The sequence below is a fragment of the Cellulosimicrobium sp. 4261 genome (assembly GCF_040546915.1).
GTDB classification, from domain to species: Bacteria; Actinomycetota; Actinomycetes; order Actinomycetales; family Cellulomonadaceae; genus Cellulosimicrobium; species Cellulosimicrobium cinnabarinum.
On record NZ_JBEPOQ010000019.1, the window covers coordinates 44304 to 60015 of the forward strand.

General features: G+C 74.0%; 14 protein-coding genes. 7 read left to right on the forward strand and 7 right to left on the reverse strand.

The features are described from left to right. The first annotated feature begins 5 nt into the window (after positions 1-5). Positions 6-956: an AraC family transcriptional regulator gene (locus tag ABIE39_RS17340; RefSeq protein WP_074809959.1), complete on the forward strand. Its 951-nt coding sequence runs from the start codon at positions 6-8 to the stop codon at positions 954-956. Between the two features lie 6 nt (positions 957-962). On the opposite strand, the gene ABIE39_RS17345 is transcribed toward ABIE39_RS17340, so the two are convergent. Then, on the reverse strand, positions 963-1466 hold the full coding sequence (locus ABIE39_RS17345; RefSeq protein WP_354052777.1) for a metallophosphoesterase family protein: 504 nt from the start codon (positions 1464-1466) through the stop codon (positions 963-965). A 50-nt stretch (positions 1467-1516) separates the two neighbouring features. Between ABIE39_RS17345 and ABIE39_RS17350 the strand changes: the two genes are divergently transcribed. The 4 genes from ABIE39_RS17350 to ABIE39_RS17365 all read left to right on the forward strand — a co-directional run bounded on the left by ABIE39_RS17350 (position 1517) and on the right by ABIE39_RS17365 (position 4301). Further along, on the forward strand, positions 1517-1939 hold the full coding sequence (locus ABIE39_RS17350) for a PNPOx family protein (protein ID WP_209827542.1): 423 nt from the start codon (positions 1517-1519) through the stop codon (positions 1937-1939). Between the two features lie 7 nt (positions 1940-1946). Then, a complete protein-coding gene (locus tag ABIE39_RS17355) occupies positions 1947-2540 on the forward strand; it encodes an HhH-GPD-type base excision DNA repair protein (protein WP_209827540.1) in 594 nt (197 codons plus the stop codon). Between the two features lie 61 nt (positions 2541-2601). After that, positions 2602-3831 carry an AI-2E family transporter gene (locus ABIE39_RS17360; protein ID WP_354052780.1) on the forward strand — a complete coding sequence of 410 codons (1230 nt, stop codon included), beginning with the start codon at positions 2602-2604 and terminating at the stop codon, positions 3829-3831. Positions 3832-3935: 104 nt separating this feature from the next. Continuing rightward, positions 3936-4301 carry a VOC family protein gene (locus ABIE39_RS17365; RefSeq protein WP_175010205.1) on the forward strand — a complete coding sequence of 122 codons (366 nt, stop codon included), beginning with the start codon at positions 3936-3938 and terminating at the stop codon, positions 4299-4301. 30 nt (positions 4302-4331) lie between these two features. On the opposite strand, the gene ABIE39_RS17370 is transcribed toward ABIE39_RS17365, so the two are convergent. The 4 genes from ABIE39_RS17370 to ABIE39_RS17385 form a co-directional block, all read right to left on the reverse strand. Further along, entirely contained in the window at positions 4332-4721 is a 390-nt protein-coding gene (locus ABIE39_RS17370; RefSeq protein ID WP_209827529.1) for a hypothetical protein, read from the reverse strand. A 63-nt stretch (positions 4722-4784) separates the two neighbouring features. Beyond that, on the reverse strand, positions 4785-5708 hold the full coding sequence (gene cofE, locus ABIE39_RS17375; protein WP_354052782.1) for a coenzyme F420-0:L-glutamate ligase: 924 nt from the start codon (positions 5706-5708) through the stop codon (positions 4785-4787). Continuing rightward, on the reverse strand, positions 5705-6703 hold the full coding sequence (locus ABIE39_RS17380; RefSeq protein ID WP_021482522.1) for a TIGR03557 family F420-dependent LLM class oxidoreductase: 999 nt from the start codon (positions 6701-6703) through the stop codon (positions 5705-5707). Before ABIE39_RS17380 ends, cofE begins: the two co-directional genes overlap by 4 nt. Before the next feature lie 99 nt (positions 6704-6802). Continuing rightward, positions 6803-8731: a DUF4914 family protein gene (locus ABIE39_RS17385; RefSeq protein ID WP_354052784.1), complete on the reverse strand. Its 1929-nt coding sequence runs from the start codon at positions 8729-8731 to the stop codon at positions 6803-6805. A gap of 207 nt (positions 8732-8938) precedes the next feature. Here ABIE39_RS17385 and valS point away from each other — a divergent pair, with 207 nt between their 5' ends. Continuing rightward, positions 8939-11746, forward strand: a complete 2808-nt coding sequence (gene valS / locus ABIE39_RS17390; protein ID WP_354052786.1) for a valine--tRNA ligase — start codon at positions 8939-8941, stop codon at positions 11744-11746. 76 nt (positions 11747-11822) lie between these two features. Here valS and ABIE39_RS17395 read toward each other — a convergent pair whose 3' ends face one another. Beyond that, positions 11823-13022: a baeRF2 domain-containing protein gene (locus ABIE39_RS17395; protein WP_175010211.1), complete on the reverse strand. Its 1200-nt coding sequence runs from the start codon at positions 13020-13022 to the stop codon at positions 11823-11825. Positions 13023-13207: 185 nt separating this feature from the next. Next, positions 13208-13558 (reverse strand): chorismate mutase, encoded by a 351-nt coding sequence (locus ABIE39_RS17400; RefSeq protein ID WP_021482739.1) that lies wholly within the window; start codon positions 13556-13558, stop codon positions 13208-13210. Between the two features lie 107 nt (positions 13559-13665). Here ABIE39_RS17400 and ABIE39_RS17405 point away from each other — a divergent pair, with 107 nt between their 5' ends. Beyond that, positions 13666-15483: an AMP-dependent synthetase/ligase gene (locus tag ABIE39_RS17405; protein ID WP_354052788.1), complete on the forward strand. Its 1818-nt coding sequence runs from the start codon at positions 13666-13668 to the stop codon at positions 15481-15483. The last annotated feature ends 229 nt before the right edge of the window (positions 15484-15712 follow it).

Below are 15712 nucleotides of genomic sequence, written 5' to 3' on the forward strand. Positions count from 1 at the left end.
GCGCGATGGACGTCGTCGCCGGGCTGCTCGACGGGCCGCGCGCCCGCGGGGCCTTCCTCCTGCGGAGCCACCTGCGCGCGCCGTGGGGCATGCGCATCGAGGACGAGGCGCCGCTGACGATCGTGCCCGTCCTGCGGGGCTCCGGCTGGGTCGGACCCGGGGCCGGGGGCACGTCGTCCGACCCGGGCGAGCACGTCAGCGCGGGCGACGTCGTGCTCCTGCGCGGCCCGGACCACTACGTCGTCGCCGACGCGCCGACCACCGCGCCCCAGGTCGTCGTCGGCCCGGCGTCGGACATGTGCCGCGCGGTCGACGGCGGCCCCTCTCCCATGACCGTGCTCGGCGTGCGGTCGTGGGGCAACGACCCGGACGGCGAGACCGTCATCGTCACGGGCACGTACCCGCTCGACGGCGAGGTCGGGCGCCGGGTGCTGCGCGTGCTGCCCCAGCGGGTGGTCCTGCGCCGCGGGGACGTGGACGGGACGCTCGTGGAGATGCTCGCGCGGGAGGTCGTGCAGGACCTCCCCGGCCAGGAGGCGGTGCTCGACCGGCTCCTCGACCTCCTCCTCATCTCGTGCCTGCGCACCTGGCTCTCGCGCGACGACGCACCGGGCTGGTACCGGGCCGACGCCGACCCCGTCGTCGGTGCCGCGCTCCGGCTCGTCCACCACGACCCGGCGCGCGCCTGGACCGTCGACACGCTCGCGCGGGAGGTCGGGCTGTCGCGCGCCGCGTTCTCGCGCCGCTTCACGGCGCTCGTCGGCGAGCCGCCGATGGGCTACCTCACCGGCTGGCGCCTGGACCTGGCCGCCGACCTCCTCCTCGAGCCGGACGCGACGCTCGCCTCGGTCGCGCGCGCCGTCGGGTACGCGACGCCGTTCGCGCTGAGCGCCGCGTTCAAGCGCGTGCGCGGCGTGAGCCCGGCGGCGCACCGGGCGCGCGCCGGCGCGGCGTGAGGTCGTTCAGCGCGCGACGGGCACGAGCTCGACGTCCCGCAGCGCACCGTCGTCGACGACGGCCGTGAGGAACGTCCCGACCGGCTGCCGGCGGCGGTCCGTCGGCGAGCCGGGGTTGAGGAGACGCAGGCCGCCCGGCGACGTCGTGTCCCAGGGGATGTGGCTGTGCCCGAACACGAGCACGTCCACGTCGGGGAACGCGGCGTCGGCGCGACGTTCGCGCCCGTCCTTCCCGCCCGTCTCGTGCACGACGGCGAGCCGCAGCCCCTCGACCGTGGTGCGCGCGACCTCGGGCAGGCGCACGTGCAGGTCGGGGCCGTCGTTGTTCCCCGCGACCCCGACGAGGCGCGCCGCGCGCGCCTCCAGCACGTCGAGCAGCTCGGCGCTCACCCAGTCGCCCGCGTGCACGACGACGTCCGCGTCGTCGACCGCGCGCCACACCTGGTCCGGGAGCGCCCGGGCGCGGACCGGGACGTGCGTGTCGCTGAGCAGCAGGAGTCGGGTGGGCACGCCGCCACGATAGGTCGCGGTCCCGGGGCGCGCCGGGTGACGATGGGCCCATGCCGATCCCGCACTGGGTGACCCGCAGCAACAAGCGCTTCCTCAATCCCGTCGTGCTCCGCGTCGCGACGGGCGTCGGGCCGATGGCCGTCGTCCGCCACGTCGGTCGGCGCAGCGGTCGCGAGTACCGCACGCCCGTCTTCGCGTTCGCCTACCGCGACGACCCGACCGGTCCGGTGCGCGTCGCGTTCGCCCTCACCTACGGCCCCGACGTGGACTGGGTCCGCAACGTCGAGGCGGCCGGGGAGTTCGTCCTCGAGCGCCGCGGCGTGGAGTACGCCGTCGACGACGTGCGTCGCGTGACCGGCGCGGACGGCCTGCGGCTCCTGCCCGGCTGGACGAGCGCGATCCTGCGGCGCGCGGGCGTCGACGAGCTCCGGACCGGACGCCTGCGCCGGGCACAGGGCAGCCGGCTGCCATGATGGGGGCATGACCGACCAGCTCTGGATCACCGGCGACCCCGACGCGGACGCGCTGCTCAGCGACGACGCGTTCGCGCTCCTCGTGGGGATGCTGCTCGACCAGCAGTACCCGATGGAGCACGCGTTCGCCGGGCCGCGCAAGATCCGCGACCGCCTCGGCTCGATCGACCCGCGCACCGTCGCGGACACCGACCCCGACGCGTTCGTCACGCTCGCCACGACGCCGCCCGCGATCCACCGCTACGGGCGCTCGATGGCGGGCCGGGTGCAGGAGCTCGCCCGCGTCGTCGTCGACGAGTACGACGGCGACGCGACCCGGATCTGGACCGCGCCGGGCGCGGACGGCGAGCCGACGGGCGCGGAGGTCCTCGCGCGCCTGCGGGCGCTGCCCGGGTTCGGCGACCAGAAGGCGCGCATCTTCCTCGCGCTCCTCGGCAAGCAGCGCGGCGTGCGGCCCGCGGGGTGGCGGGAGGCTGCCGGCCACTACGGGGATGACGGCTCGCGCCGGTCCATCGCCGACGTCACGAGCCCCGAGTCGCTCGCCGAGGTCCGCACGTTCAAGAAGGCCCAGAAGGCGGCGGCCAAGGCCGCGAAGGGCTGACCTGCCGCGCCGCGCGCGGACGCCCGGGTGCGCGACGCACCCCGGCGGCTATCGTCGGCGCGTGACCACGACGACGCCTCCCGCACCGGGGCTCCCGCCCGCCACGCGCACGCTCCTAGCCCTCGCCGCCGGCGTCGTGGTCCTCGCCGGGGTCCACGCCGCCCGCGAGGTCCTCGCCCCGATGTTCCTCGCGGCGGTCATCGTCATCATCTGCCACCCGGTGCGCCTCCCCCTGGAGCGCCGTGGCTGGCCGCGGTGGGCCGCGACGACGGTCGTCGTCACGGTCGCCTACCTCATCCTCGCGGCGCTCGTCGCGATGCTCGCGTTCGCGGGCGTCCGGTTCGTGGACCTCGTCCGCGAGTACCTCCCGGCCCTCGTGCGCGCGGTCGACGACGTCGTGGACCAGCTCGCCGCGGTCGGCATCGACACGGACATCGCCGAGGCGGCCACGTCGTGGCTCGACCCGGGACGCGTCGTCAGCCTCGCGGGCAACGTGTCCGGCATGGCCCTCGGCATCGCGACCGCGTTCTTCTTCGTGCTCGCCTACGCGATCTTCATGGCCGCCGACGCCGCGCGGTACTCGACGGCGGGCTCCGTCTTCGGGCCCGAGCGCGCCGCGACGGTCGACCGGGCGACCCGGTTCAGCGGCGGGGTGCGTCGCTACTTCGTGGTCAACGCGTCGTTCGGTGCCGTCGTCGCCGTGATCGACGGCGTCGCGCTGTGGCTCCTGTCCGTCCCCGCGCCGACGGTGTGGGCGATCCTCGCGTTCGTCACGAACTTCATCCCGAACATCGGCTTCGTCCTGGGGCTCGTGCCACCCGTCGTCATGGCGTTCGTGGTCGGGGGCTGGCAGCTCGCGCTCGCCGTCGTCGCGGTCTACTGCGTGGTGAACGTCGTGCTCCAGGTGCTGGTCCAGCCGAAGTTCGTCGCCGACGCGGTGAACCTCAGCCTCACGTTGAGCTTCGTCTCCGTCGTCTTCTGGACGTTCGTCATCGGGCCGCTCGGCGCGATCCTCGCCATCCCCCTCACGCTGCTCGTCCGGGCCCTCGTGCTGGAGCCGGACCCGGGCTCGGGCTGGCTGCGCTGGCTCTCCGGGGACGACGCGCCGCGGCCCGCGGAGGAACCGCGGAGCACGGACTCCCCTCCCGCCCCCGACGCCGTGCCGGGCGGGGACGTCGTGCCCGGCGGGGACGACGCCGCCCCGTCGGAGCGCAGGGACCCCGGGGCCGACTCTCAGGTGGAGCCTGAGGGTTCCCCCGCCGACCGCTCCCCCGCGCCGGACGAGCGCTGACCCCCGGGTCGCACGGTCCGGCCCGGGCCCTGGTGCGCGCGGCACCGCCGTCCCTAGGCTGGTGCTCGGCGGGTGCCCGCCCGTCACCGGCACGGGGAGGAACCATGGCGCACGGAGACATCACGCACATCGACATCCCGGTGAGCGACAACGGCAGGGCCACGCAGTTCTACGGCGAGCTGTTCGGCTGGCAGATCGCAGAGGTGCCCGGATTCGAGGGCTACCCCATGTGGCAGGCCCCGAACAAGATCAGCGGCGGCGGCCTCGCCCCGCGCTCCGAGGGGTTCACGAGCCCGCGCAGCTACGTCGAGGTCGACTCCATCGAGGAGACGCTCGCCAAGGTCCGCGAGCTCGGCGGGCGCGTCGTCCTGGAGAAGTCGGAGATCAGCCCCTCGTCGTGGTGGGCCGCGTTCGAGGACGCCGACGGGAACCAGATCGGTCTCTACGAGGGCACGACGGACGCGGGCTGACGCCCTCCGGCGCCCGCACCCGGACGGTCGTCACGACCGGGACGACAGCACGCGTCCGTCCGGGTCGTCGGGCCGCCGCGGCCGCAGCGTCGGCGGGGGCGGCCACGGGAGGTCGTAGCGCTCGACCGGGACGTCGATCGCCCCGAAGTCGTCCGTCTGCACGACGACGCCGTCCGGCGTGACCTCGACGAGCCGGACCCGCAGCGGCGGCCCGCCGTCCTGCTCGAGCACCCAGACGTCGGCGAGCCACGCGAGGCTGCTCGCGTCGAGGGCCTCCTCGGCCTCGAGCCAGTCGACCGGCCCGGTGAGCTCGTGCCCGAGCAGCGACACGGCCACCCAGGCGTCGCCCTCGGGGCGGATCCAGCCCACGTGCTCGCGGTCGTCGGGGCGGCGGTGCGCGATCCAGTCGGAGGGGAGCATCCGGGCAGGCTAGCGGCGACGGCGGGCGCGGGCCAGAGGTTTGGACCGGACGACGTCCCCGCCTCAGTCCGTGACCGGCTCGTTCCCGGAGCCCTCGCGGTACCCCTCGGCGAACCCGGCGCGGTAGCCGTCGGCGTACGCGGCCTCCCGCGCGGCGTCGTCCCCCTGCTCGCGGCGCGCGTCGGCGCGGCCGCGGGCGTACGCCTCCGCGCTGCCCTCGCGGAACAGGTCGTCGCCCGAGCCGCGCACGAGCACGCGGGCTCCGGGGCCGTCCTCGCTCCCGACGTACCGGCCGAGCCCGCGCACCACGGCGACGGGCCGGCCCGCCGCCTTGCCGCGCACGAGCTCGCTCGCGGCCGCCACCTCGTCGACGACGGCGGTCACGGTCACCGACAGCGGCCGCCCGTGGGAGTCCACGCCGCCGCGCAGGTCCTCCGCGACGACGACCCCCGCGGCCCCGATGCCGATGTCGACGAGGCCGTCGCGCCACGCCCGGCCGGAGGTGTCCGTCACGACGACGCCCAGCCGGTCGAGGCCGAACCGCTCGCGGAGCGCGCCGCGCAGCGCCCGCGCGGAGGCGTCGGGGTCGAGCGGGAGCAGCAGGACCGTGCCCTCCGGGGTGTTCGACGCGTCGACGCCCGCCGCGGCCATGACGAGGCCGAGCCGGTTCTCGACGATGCGCAGCGGCGGCTGGCCGGGACGCTCGCGCGTCGCGACGACGCGCACCGTCTCGTCCGTGATCGCCTGCTCGCGGTCGGCCGCGGCGACGACGCGACCCTCGGCCTTCGAGACGACCTTGCTCGTCACGACGACGACGTCGCCCTCCGCGAGCGCCTCGCCCGCGAGCAGGTCGCCCACGAGCGCGGCGAGGTCGTCGCCCGGCCGTACCTCGCCGAGGCCCTCGGGCGCCCACACCGTGAGGCGCACGGACCGGTCGGGGCTCGCGCCGCCGTCGGGCCCGCCGGCTGCGGCGCCGTGCTCGCTCATCGCGTGAGCTTCGGGAGCACCTCGCGGCCGAAGACCTCGATCCACTCGCGCTGGTTGCGGCCGACGTTGTGCAGGTAGATGCGGTCGAAGCCGAGGTCGACGAACTTCTGGATGTACGCGCGGTGCTCGTCAGGGTCGGCGGAGATGACCATGCGGCCCTCGAAGTCCTCGGGACGGACGAGCTTCGCCATCTGCTCGAAGTCGTGCGGCGAGCGGATGTCCGCCTTGGGGAACTTCATGCCGCCGTTGGGCCACTCGGTCATCGCGTTCGCGAGCGCCTCCTCGTCGGTCGCGGCCCAGGAGAGGTGGAGCTGGAGCACCTTGGGCATCGCCTCGGGGTCGCGGCCGGACTCGCGCACGCCGTCGTCGAACTTGCCGAACAGCATGGAGATCTTCTCGAGCGGCGCTCCCACCGTGATGAGGCCGTCCGCGTGGCGGCCGGCGCGCTTCGCGGTCACGGGGCCGGCGGTCGCGACGAGGATCTCGGGCGCGACCTCGGGCATGGTCCACAGCCGCGTGGACTCCATCTTGTAGAACTGCCCGGAGTGCTTGACGTCCTTGTTGTCGAGCCCGGACTGGAACAGCTTCTTGATGACGTCGATCGCCTCGAACATGCGGTTGATGCGCTCGGGCGCCTCGGGCCAGTAGCCCGCGACGACGTGCTCGTTGAGCGCCTCGCCGGAGCCGAGCCCGAGCCAGTGCCGCCCGGGATACATCGCGGCGAGCGTCGCCGACGCCTGGGCGACCATCGCGGGGTGCCAGCGGAACGTCGGCGCGGTGACGCCCGGGCCCAGGTCGCCCCGCGTCCGCTCGCCGAGCGCCGTGAGCACGTTCCACACGAACGACGACTCGCCCTGCGCCGGGACCCACGGCTGGAAGTGGTCGGCCGCCATGGTCCCGGAGAAGCCGTGCTCCTCCGCGTAGGCCGAGAGCGCGACGGCCTCGGTGGGGTGGAACTGCTCGAGCATGGCGGCGTAGCCGATCGTCAGACCCATGGGCCGACCTTAACCCTCCGCGGACGGTCCTGGGCGAGCGGGTCCCGGACCCCGTCCGGCACCGGTCCGGCCCTCGCCGCGAGGACCGGACCGGGTGCGTCAGACGAACAGCGGCGTCAGCGCCGCGTACTCCTCGACGGAGCCGCCGCGCAGGCAGACCTCGATGATCTGCCGTCCCAGCGGGTCGAGGTCGTCGGTGAGGAACTGCCGGAGCTCGCTCGCGAAGAACTCCGTGATGATCCGCGCCCCGGCGTCGTAGGCCTCGACCCCCACCTGCGACTGCAGCTCGGGCCGCAGGAAGGTGGGCCGCACGAGCTGGCCGTCGATCTTCATCTCCGTGAGCGTGTAGCCGAACAGCGGGCAGCGGGCGGGCGTGAGCTCGTCCGGCCGCAGCCGTCCCCCGCCGCGGCGCGCGAGGTACTCGCGCGTGAGCCACTCGGCCGCGAAGTCCACCCGGTAGGCACCGATGTGCTGGTTGGGCGTGAGGACGTAGCGCGTCCGGTCCGTCTCCACGAGCTGGCGCAGCAGGAGGTTCGCCGCCGCGACCTTCGTCCCCGTCGCGAACGGCCAGTACGACCCGACGCCCTCCGCGACCATGCCCCCGTGGGCGAGCGCCTCCGTCGCCGTGCGCGACTCGCCGATCGACGGGTTCTTGTCGCCGCGCGGCGCGACGAGCCGCCAGATCCAGGCGAGCGACGCGGGCACGACGTGGGTCATGCCCATGATCCCGTAGGTCGGGTGGTCGCGCGTGCAGGCGGGCATGCGGGCGCCGAACGTGCGCACGTCGACCTCGGCCGGCCCGGCGACGTCGGTGAGCAGGTGCCGCGGCACGACGACGCGCGGGTTCGGGCAGCGTCGGCCGTCGGCGTCGAGCGAGTGCTCCCAGGGCAGCACGGTCGCGTCGGGGACGCCGTCGATGTTGAAGAACACGAGCGGCACGTCGGGGTGGATGCACGCGCGCTCGAGGTGCGCGTCCTGCCCGTACCCGGTGAGGTTGTCGACGCGCACGAACCAGCCCTCCTCGGCGTCGGTCACCACGAGGCGGCCGTCGCCGGTCTGGAGCGCGGCGTGGCACAGGGTCATGTCGTCGGTGACCGGGGCGAGCGCGCTCGTCTCCCCCAGCGTGATGACGTACGGCTCGCGCGTGACGACGTTCGTGCCGAGCAGGATCCGGCCGTCCTCCTGACGCCGCAGGTCCTGGCACATCTCCGACTTTCCGCCGCCTGAGGCGCCCTCGTGCATGATCACGGTCTCGTTCTCGTAGGGCGTGGTGACGCGGACCGACGACGCGTGCGCCGTGACCCAGCCCTCCCGCTCGCCGACGTCGAGCAGGACCGAGAACACGCCCTTCTTGGCGCTCGGCCCCGGGTAGAGGTTGTAGGCGAACACCTCGTGGAGCGTCTCGGAGCGGTCGTGCACGACCACCTGGCGCCCGTCGAACCGGGTGTGGCGCAGCGGCGGCGCGACGTAGAGGATCGAGCGCGGCGCGAACGGGCCGAGCTCGTCGAACGTGGTCCAGCCCTGGAGGTCGACGAGGGCGAGGGCGAAGAACGCCGCGTTGACGGGGCAGACGGCGAGCGACGGGTACCCGTGGGTGCGCCCGCCGGCGCGGAACGGCACGACGACGAGCTCCTGTTCGGCGAGCCACGCGAGGGTCGCGTCCTTGACCGGGCCGAACTCCGCGCCGAAGACGTCGCGGTAGCGCGGCTTGTCGGTCGGCAGGTCGTCGGCGATCCGCATGCAGTCCGGGTCCCGGCGGCGCATGTAGTCCTCGGGGTAGTTCACGGCGATCCCGTTGCGGCACCGCACGACCTCCGCCTCGACGACGCGCTCGCCGCCGGCGTCGTACTCGACGGCGAACCGCGGGCCGCCGTCGGGGCCGAGCGCGAGGCGGTACAGCTCCTCGCGCGAGGCCGGGACGACGAGGCGCGGGCAGGCCGCGAGGGCGGCGGCGAGGGCGGGCGGCAGGACGACGCCGGGCGGGAGCGCCCCGGCGGCGCGCGTACGGTCGGTGGTCGTGACGGTCATGGGTGCTCCAGGGGTCGGCGCGGGGATCGGGTCGAGGTGCGCCCACGAGCACCTGTCGCTTTGCGTGCAGATTACGACTCGATGACCATTCGCCCCAGGGACCTTCGACCCGTCTCGGTCCGCACGGTGCGGACGGCCCGCGGCGACGCCTGCCGGACCCCGAGACGGCGTCCGGCACGGCCCCGGGATCTGGGAGAATGGACGACCATGAGCGACTTCCCGACGAACGCGCCGACGGGCGCGGCCGAACCCGCTGCAGCAACGACCTCCTCCGCCGGGCACGTAGCCGGTGACGTCGTCCGCGCGGTGGTCGCGGGAGTACCCGACCGGGTGAGCCTCGACGGCCTCGAGGACACCTACGACGCGCGCTGGGCCGAGCAGGGGACGTACGCGTTCGACCGCTCGAAGACCCGCGAGCAGGTCTTCTCCATCGACACCCCGCCGCCGACCGTCTCGGGCTCGCTGCACGTGGGCCACGTGTTCTCCTACACGCACACCGACGTCGTCGCGCGGTTCCAGCGCATGCGCGGCCTCGAGGTGTTCTACCCGATGGGCTGGGACGACAACGGCCTGCCCACCGAGCGGCGCGTCCAGAACTACTACGGCGTCCGCTGCGACCCCACGCTCCCCTACGTCGAGGGCTTCGAGCCCCCGCACGAGGGCGGCGAGGGCAAGTCCGTCAAGGCCGCCGACCAGGTGCCGGTGAGCCGCCGCAACTTCATCGAGCTGTGCGAGCGGCTCACGGCCGAGGACGAGAAGCAGTTCGAGGCGCTGTGGCGCCGGCTCGGGCTCTCGGTCGACTGGGCGCAGCACTACCAGACGATCGACGCGCGGTCCCGCACCGCGGCGCAGCGCGCGTTCCTGCGCAACCTCGCGCGCGGCGAGGCGTACCAGGCCGAGGCGCCCGGGCTGTGGGACGTGACGTTCCAGACCGCCGTCGCGCAGGCCGAGCTCGAGGCGCGCGACTACCCGGGCCACTTCCACAAGGTCGCGTTCCACCGCGTCGCGCCGGGCACCCCGGACGACGGCGCGCCCGTCCACATCGAGACGACGCGCCCCGAGCTGCTCGCCGCGTGCGTGGCGCTCGTCGCGCACCCCGACGACGAGCGGTACCAGCACCTGTTCGGCACCTCGGTGCGCTCGCCGCTGTTCGACGTCGAGCTGCCCGTCCTCGCTCACCCCGCCGCCGAGCGCGACAAGGGCGCGGGCATCGCGATGTGCTGCACGTTCGGCGACCTCACCGACGTGCAGTGGTGGCGCGAGCTGCGGCTCCCGACGCGCTCGATCATCACGCGCGACGGTCGGATCACGCGCGACACCCCGGACTGGATCACGTCCCACGCGGGGCAGGGCGTGTTCGCCGAGCTCGCGGGCAAGACGACGTTCTCCGCGCGCCAGGTCGTCGTCGACGCGCTGCGCGACGCGGGCGACCTCGACGGCGAGCCCGTGCCGACCCAGCGCAAGGCGAACTTCTTCGAGAAGGGCGACAAGCCGCTCGAGATCGTCACGTCGCGCCAGTGGTACATCCGCAACGGCGGCCGCGACTGGACGACGGCCGACGGCACGACGCGCGACCTGCGCCAGGAGCTGCTGAACCGCGGCAAGGAGCTCGCGTTCCACCCCGACTTCATGCGCGTGCGCTACGAGAACTGGGTCGGTGGCCTCAACGGCGACTGGCTCATCTCGCGCCAGCGCTTCTTCGGCGTCGCGATCCCGCTGTGGTACCCCGTGCTCGAGTCGGGCGAGATCGACCACGACCACCCGATCGTGCCGTCCGAGGACACGCTGCCCGTCGACCCGTCGTCCGACGTCCCGGCCGGGTACACCGAGGACCAGCGCGGCGTGCCGGGCGGGTTCGTCGGCGAGAACGACATCATGGACACGTGGGCGACGTCGTCGCTCACGCCGCAGATCGCGGGCGGCTGGGAGGTCGACCCCGACCTGTTCGAGCGCGTCTTCCCCATGGACCTGCGCCCGCAGGGCCAGGACATCATCCGCACGTGGCTCTTCTCCACGGTCGTGCGCTCGCACCTCGAGTTCGGCTCGCTGCCGTGGAAGAACGCGGCGATCTCGGGCTGGATCCTCGACCCCGACCGCAAGAAGATGTCGAAGTCCAAGGGCAACGTCGTCACGCCCATGGGCCTGCTCGAGGAGCACGGGTCGGACGCCGTCCGGTACTGGGCGGCGTCGGCCCGCCTCGGCACGGACGCGGCGTTCGAGGTCGGGCAGATGAAGATCGGCCGTCGCCTCGCGATCAAGATCCTCAACGCGTCGAAGTTCGCGCTGTCGTTCGGGGTCGACGCCGAGACCGGGACGGGCGAGATCGTCCTCGACCCGGCGCTCGTCACGGAGACGCTCGACCGCGCGATGCTCGCGGGCCTCGCGACCGTCGTCGAGAAGGCGACCGAGGCGTTCGAGGCGTACGACCACACGCGCGCCCTCGAGGTCACCGAGACGTTCTTCTGGGCGTTCTGCGACGACTACCTCGAGCTCGTCAAGGACCGCGCGTACGGCGCCGGGGCCGCTGCCTCCGACGTCTCCCCCGAGACCCGGTCCGCGCGCGTCGCGCTCGCGATCGCGCTCGACACGCTCCTGCGCCTGTTCGCGCCGTTCGTGCCGTTCGCGACGGAAGAGGTGTGGTCGTGGTGGCGCGCGTCGGAGGGCTCCGTCCACCGCGCGCCGTGGCCCACGCCCGACGTCGCGCGCGCGGCCGCCGGCGACGCCGACCCGGCCGTCCTCACCGCCGCGGGCCACGCGCTCGCGGCGCTGCGCAAGATCAAGTCGGAGGCGAAGGTGTCGATGCGCACCCCGATCCTCGCGGCGCAGGTCGCGGTGCCGGCGGCGTCGCTCGCCGGCGTCGAGGCGTCGGTCGTCGACGTCCGCAACGGCGGGCGCGTCACCGGCACGCTCGACCTCGTCGCGGCGGCCGAGGGCCAGGGCGACCCGGCCGTCCAGGGCGGGATCGTCGTCGTCTCCTCCGAGCTCGGCGAGCCCGAGGCCCGCAAGAAGGGCTGACCCCGCACGACGGCACCGACGACGACGCCCTCCCCGGCCGCGGCCGGGGAGGGCGTCGTCGTCGGTGCCGGAGGTCCTAGATGATCTCGCCGCGCAGCCGCGAGTCGTCACCGGACATCGTCGCCGCGACCTCGCGCGGCGTCCCCTCGTCCGCCCAGCGCAGCGTGGCGCCCACGCCCTCGATGAGCTCGACGCTGCCCTCCGGCGCGAACGTCAGCCCGGCGTCCTGCCCGACGGCGGCCCGCACGAGCGCGACCGTGGCGGGCAGCTTCTCCAGGCCGTCGGTCACGCCGAGGGACTCGATGTCCTCGCGGGTCGCCGCGATGTGCAGCGGGCTGGGCCCGATCCACAGCGAGCGGTCGTCGAGCGCACCGTCCTGCCCGTACTCGTCCGCCAGCACGAGCTCCTTGACCTGGCCCCGGGCGAGCACCGCGACGACGTCCTCCACGGACGTCACCGCGCCGGACTCACGACCCTGCTCCTGGCGGAACTCCGCGAGGACCTTCTCGCGGCGGCGCTCCCGGTAGCTGTCGAGCGCGTCGGCCACGTTCGCCTCGAACGACGCCTCGTTGATGCCCGCGCCCCGGCCGCCGCCCGGGACCTCGACCACGAGCTCGGAGATCGCGTGGCCGAGCGCGCCGCGCACGAGCGGCACGGCACGCACGTCACCGGTGAGCAGCACGAGCTCGGGCCGGTACTCGGCCGCCTGGCGCTCCAGCTCCGCGGCGACCGCCTCGGCGTTGCGCTCCCACGAGTCCTCCGCGCGCGACTCGATGCGCTTGTGCGAGAGCCCGCCGGTGCGGACCTTGTTGATGACGTCGTGACCGCCCTCGACCGTGTCCGGCTCGCTGTAGGGCAGGTGGCCGCCCGCGACGGACCACGTGAGGTCGGCGCCCTGCCGGTCGACGACGACGCGCACGTAGTCGACCGACTCGTCCGCCGCGCGCGCCGCCTGGAGCAGCGCGGGCACGGGGCCCCAGGAGCCCTTCGTGAGCGCCGGCGGGTCCTTGACGACCCGGTCGACGAGCACGCCCGTGTCGTCGGCGATCAGCACGCGCCCGTGGGTGCCGCCCACCCGCGTCGGCCGCAGCACCACCTCCTCGAGGTCGTCGAGGACCGCGTCCGGCGCGCCCTCCTGGTGCAGCTGTCGCCGCACTCCCTTCCAGCGGTTCTCGACCTCGCGGTCCCCGGCCTCGTTGGCGCGCGTCGCGTCGATGTACACCGTCGCGAAGGGGCCAGGATGGCCGAGGAGGGGCTTGAGCCAATCGATCTTCATGCGAACACCTCATGACGTCCGTCGGCGTGGCGGGAGGGCCGCCCGACGCGGCGGTGCCGACGCCGGGGGCCCGCCCTGGGTCCCCACCAGGGTCCGTCAGATCGACGGGGGTCGCCACCGCGCGTCGGGCCCGCGAGGCGCCTCGCGCCGTCCTCCGGGCCCCCGCCCGGCCCGCTCCCGGGCCGTCAGGAGTACGTGTCGAGGACCGGGGTCCCCTCGCCCGAGGCCGCGTGCTCGGCGGCGATGCGCTCGTGGTGGCGGATGACCTCGTGGACGATGAACGCGCGGAACTGCTCGGCGAACTCCGGGTCGAGACCGGCGGAGCTCGCGATGCCCGTGAGCCGGGCGATCTGCTGGCGGTCCCGGTCCGGGTCCGCGGGCGGCAGGCCGCCCTGCGCCTTGAGCTCGCCCACGCGGCGCGTGAACTTGAACCGCTCCGCGAGCAGGTGCATGAGCGCCGCGTCGATGTTGTCGATGCTGTCGCGCAGGCGGAGGATCTCGTCGGGGACGGCGGGCTGCCCGGGGTCGTTCGTCACCCACCGATCCTAGGGGTGGCCGTCGGGCGTCGAGGAACTCGATACTCGGAGTACGGAGTAAAGTGGCTCGCCGTCCCTCCCTACCGTCCCACTCAGCGGAGAGTTTCATGACGGAACACACGTCGCCGAGCCTCGTCGAGGTCTCCCCCACGGCGACCATCAGCACCCTCCTCACCGACCGCGTCGCGCGCTCCCCCCGGGCGACGCTCGTCGAGCGCCGCACCACCGCCGACGGCCCGTGGGAGCGTGTCACCGCGCAGGAGTTCGAGGACGACGTCGTCGCGGTCGCCCGCGGCCTCCTCGCGCGCGGCATCGAGCCGGGTGACCACGTCGCCATCATGTCGCGCACCCGCTACGAGTGGACCCTCCTCGACTTCGCCGCCTGGTCCGTGGGCGCCGTCCCCGTGCCCGTCTACGAGACGTCGTCCGCCGAGCAGGTGCACTGGATCCTGTCGGACGCCGGCGTCCGGCTCGCCGTCGTCGAGACGGCCGCGCACGCCGCCGAGGTCGCGACCGTGCGCGACCGCCTGCCCGGTCTGGAGGACGTCCTCGTCGTCGAGGACGGTGCCGTCGACGCCCTGCGCGCCGCCGGCGCCGACGTCCCGGCCGCGGAGGTGGAGCGCCGTCGGGCCGCGCAGCGCGTCGACGACCTCGCGACGGTCATCTACACGTCCGGGTCGACCGGGCGCCCCAAGGGCGTCGAGCTCACCCACCGCAACTTCGTGCACCTCGCGCTCAACGGCCGGGCCGGCCTCGCCGAGATCCTCGACGCCGACGGCGCACGCACCCTGCTGTTCCTGCCGCTCGCGCACGTGTTCGCCCGGTTCATCCAGGTCGTCGTCGTCGCGTCGAACGCGGTCCTCGCGCACTCCTGGGACACGAAGAACCTCGTCGCGGACCTCGGCTCGTTCCACCCGACGTTCCTGCTCGCCGTGCCGCGCGTGTTCGAGAAGGTCTACAACACCGCCGAGCAGAAGACCGGGACCGGCGCCAAGCGCAAGATCTTCCACTGGGCGGCCAAGGTCGCCATCACCTGGTCCCGGTCGCTCGACGCACCGGGCGGCCCCGCGCTCGGGCTGCGCGTCCAGCACGCCGTCGCGGACCGGCTCGTCTACTCGACGCTGCGTGCCGCGATGGGCGGGCGGCTCACGTACTCGATCTCCGGCGGAGCGCCGCTCGGCGAGCGGCTCGGCCACTTCTACCGCGGCGTCGGCCTGCGCATCCTCGAGGGCTACGGCCTCACCGAGACCACGGCGCCCACGGCCGTGAACCTGCCTGGCCTGACGAAGATCGGGACGGTCGGACCCGCGTTCCCCGGCACGTCGCTGCGCATCGACGCGGACGGCGAGCTCCTCGTCAAGGGCGACCACATCTTCCGCGGCTACCGCAACCAGCCCGACCTCACCGCCGAGGCGCTCCAGGACGGCTGGTTCCGCACCGGCGACCTCGGCGCGTTCGACGACGACGGCTACCTGCGCATCACCGGCCGCAAGAAGGAGATCATCGTGACCGCCGGCGGCAAGAACGTCGCGCCGGCCGTGCTCGAGGACCGGCTGCGCGCGCACCCGCTCGTGAGCCAGGTCGTCGTCGTGGGCGACCAGCGCCCCTTCATCGGCGCCCTCGTCACGCTCGACGCCGAGATGCTGCCCGGCTGGCTGGCCACGCACGGCCTGCGGCCCATGGACGTCGAGACCGCCGCGCACGACGCCGACGTGCTCGCGGCGCTCGAGCGCGCCGTCGCGCACGCCAACGAGGCCGTCTCCCGGGCCGAGTCGATCCGCAAGATCACCGTGCTCACGACGGACTTCACCGAGCAGAACGGCTACCTCACGCCGTCGCTCAAGGTGAAGCGCCGCCTGGTCATCGACGACTTCGCCGACACGATCGACACGCTCTACGGCTCGAAGGTCGGCGCCGACGCCTGACGCGCCACCGCCGGCCCGTGCCCCGGGCCCCGGCCCCCGGCACGGGCCGAGCAGGTGGTCCTGGTGCGTCCGGGTGACCGGACGGACCAGGACCACCTGCTCGGCCGAGCCAGATCGCCTGGTGGATCGTCGGTGGGGTCAGGCGGACTTCTCGCGCGGGGTGCGTGCGCGGGCGGTCGTGGTGCGCGGCACGATCGTGGGATTGACGTTGTCCAGCACGACCTCGCGC

Coding starts and splice junctions, on each gene's coding strand:
- cofE (WP_354052782.1), bottom strand. CDS start 5,708: ATGAGCGAGCACGGCGCCGCAGCCGGCGGGCCCGACGGCGGCGCGAGC.
- ABIE39_RS17355 (WP_209827540.1), top strand. CDS start 1,947: ATGACCGACCAGCTCTGGATCACCGGCGACCCCGACGCGGACGCGCTG.
- ABIE39_RS17395 (WP_175010211.1), bottom strand. CDS start 13,022: ATGAAGATCGATTGGCTCAAGCCCCTCCTCGGCCATCCTGGCCCCTTC.
- ABIE39_RS17365 (WP_175010205.1), top strand. CDS start 3,936: ATGGCGCACGGAGACATCACGCACATCGACATCCCGGTGAGCGACAAC.
- ABIE39_RS17370 (WP_209827529.1), bottom strand. CDS start 4,721: ATGCTCCCCTCCGACTGGATCGCGCACCGCCGCCCCGACGACCGCGAG.
- ABIE39_RS17380 (WP_021482522.1), bottom strand. CDS start 6,703: ATGGGTCTGACGATCGGCTACGCCGCCATGCTCGAGCAGTTCCACCCC.
- valS (WP_354052786.1), top strand. CDS start 8,939: ATGAGCGACTTCCCGACGAACGCGCCGACGGGCGCGGCCGAACCCGCT.
- ABIE39_RS17385 (WP_354052784.1), bottom strand. CDS start 8,731: ATGACCGTCACGACCACCGACCGTACGCGCGCCGCCGGGGCGCTCCCG.
- ABIE39_RS17340 (WP_074809959.1), top strand. CDS start 6: ATGGACGTCGTCGCCGGGCTGCTCGACGGGCCGCGCGCCCGCGGGGCC.
- ABIE39_RS17350 (WP_209827542.1), top strand. CDS start 1,517: ATGCCGATCCCGCACTGGGTGACCCGCAGCAACAAGCGCTTCCTCAAT.
- ABIE39_RS17405 (WP_354052788.1), top strand. CDS start 13,666: ATGACGGAACACACGTCGCCGAGCCTCGTCGAGGTCTCCCCCACGGCG.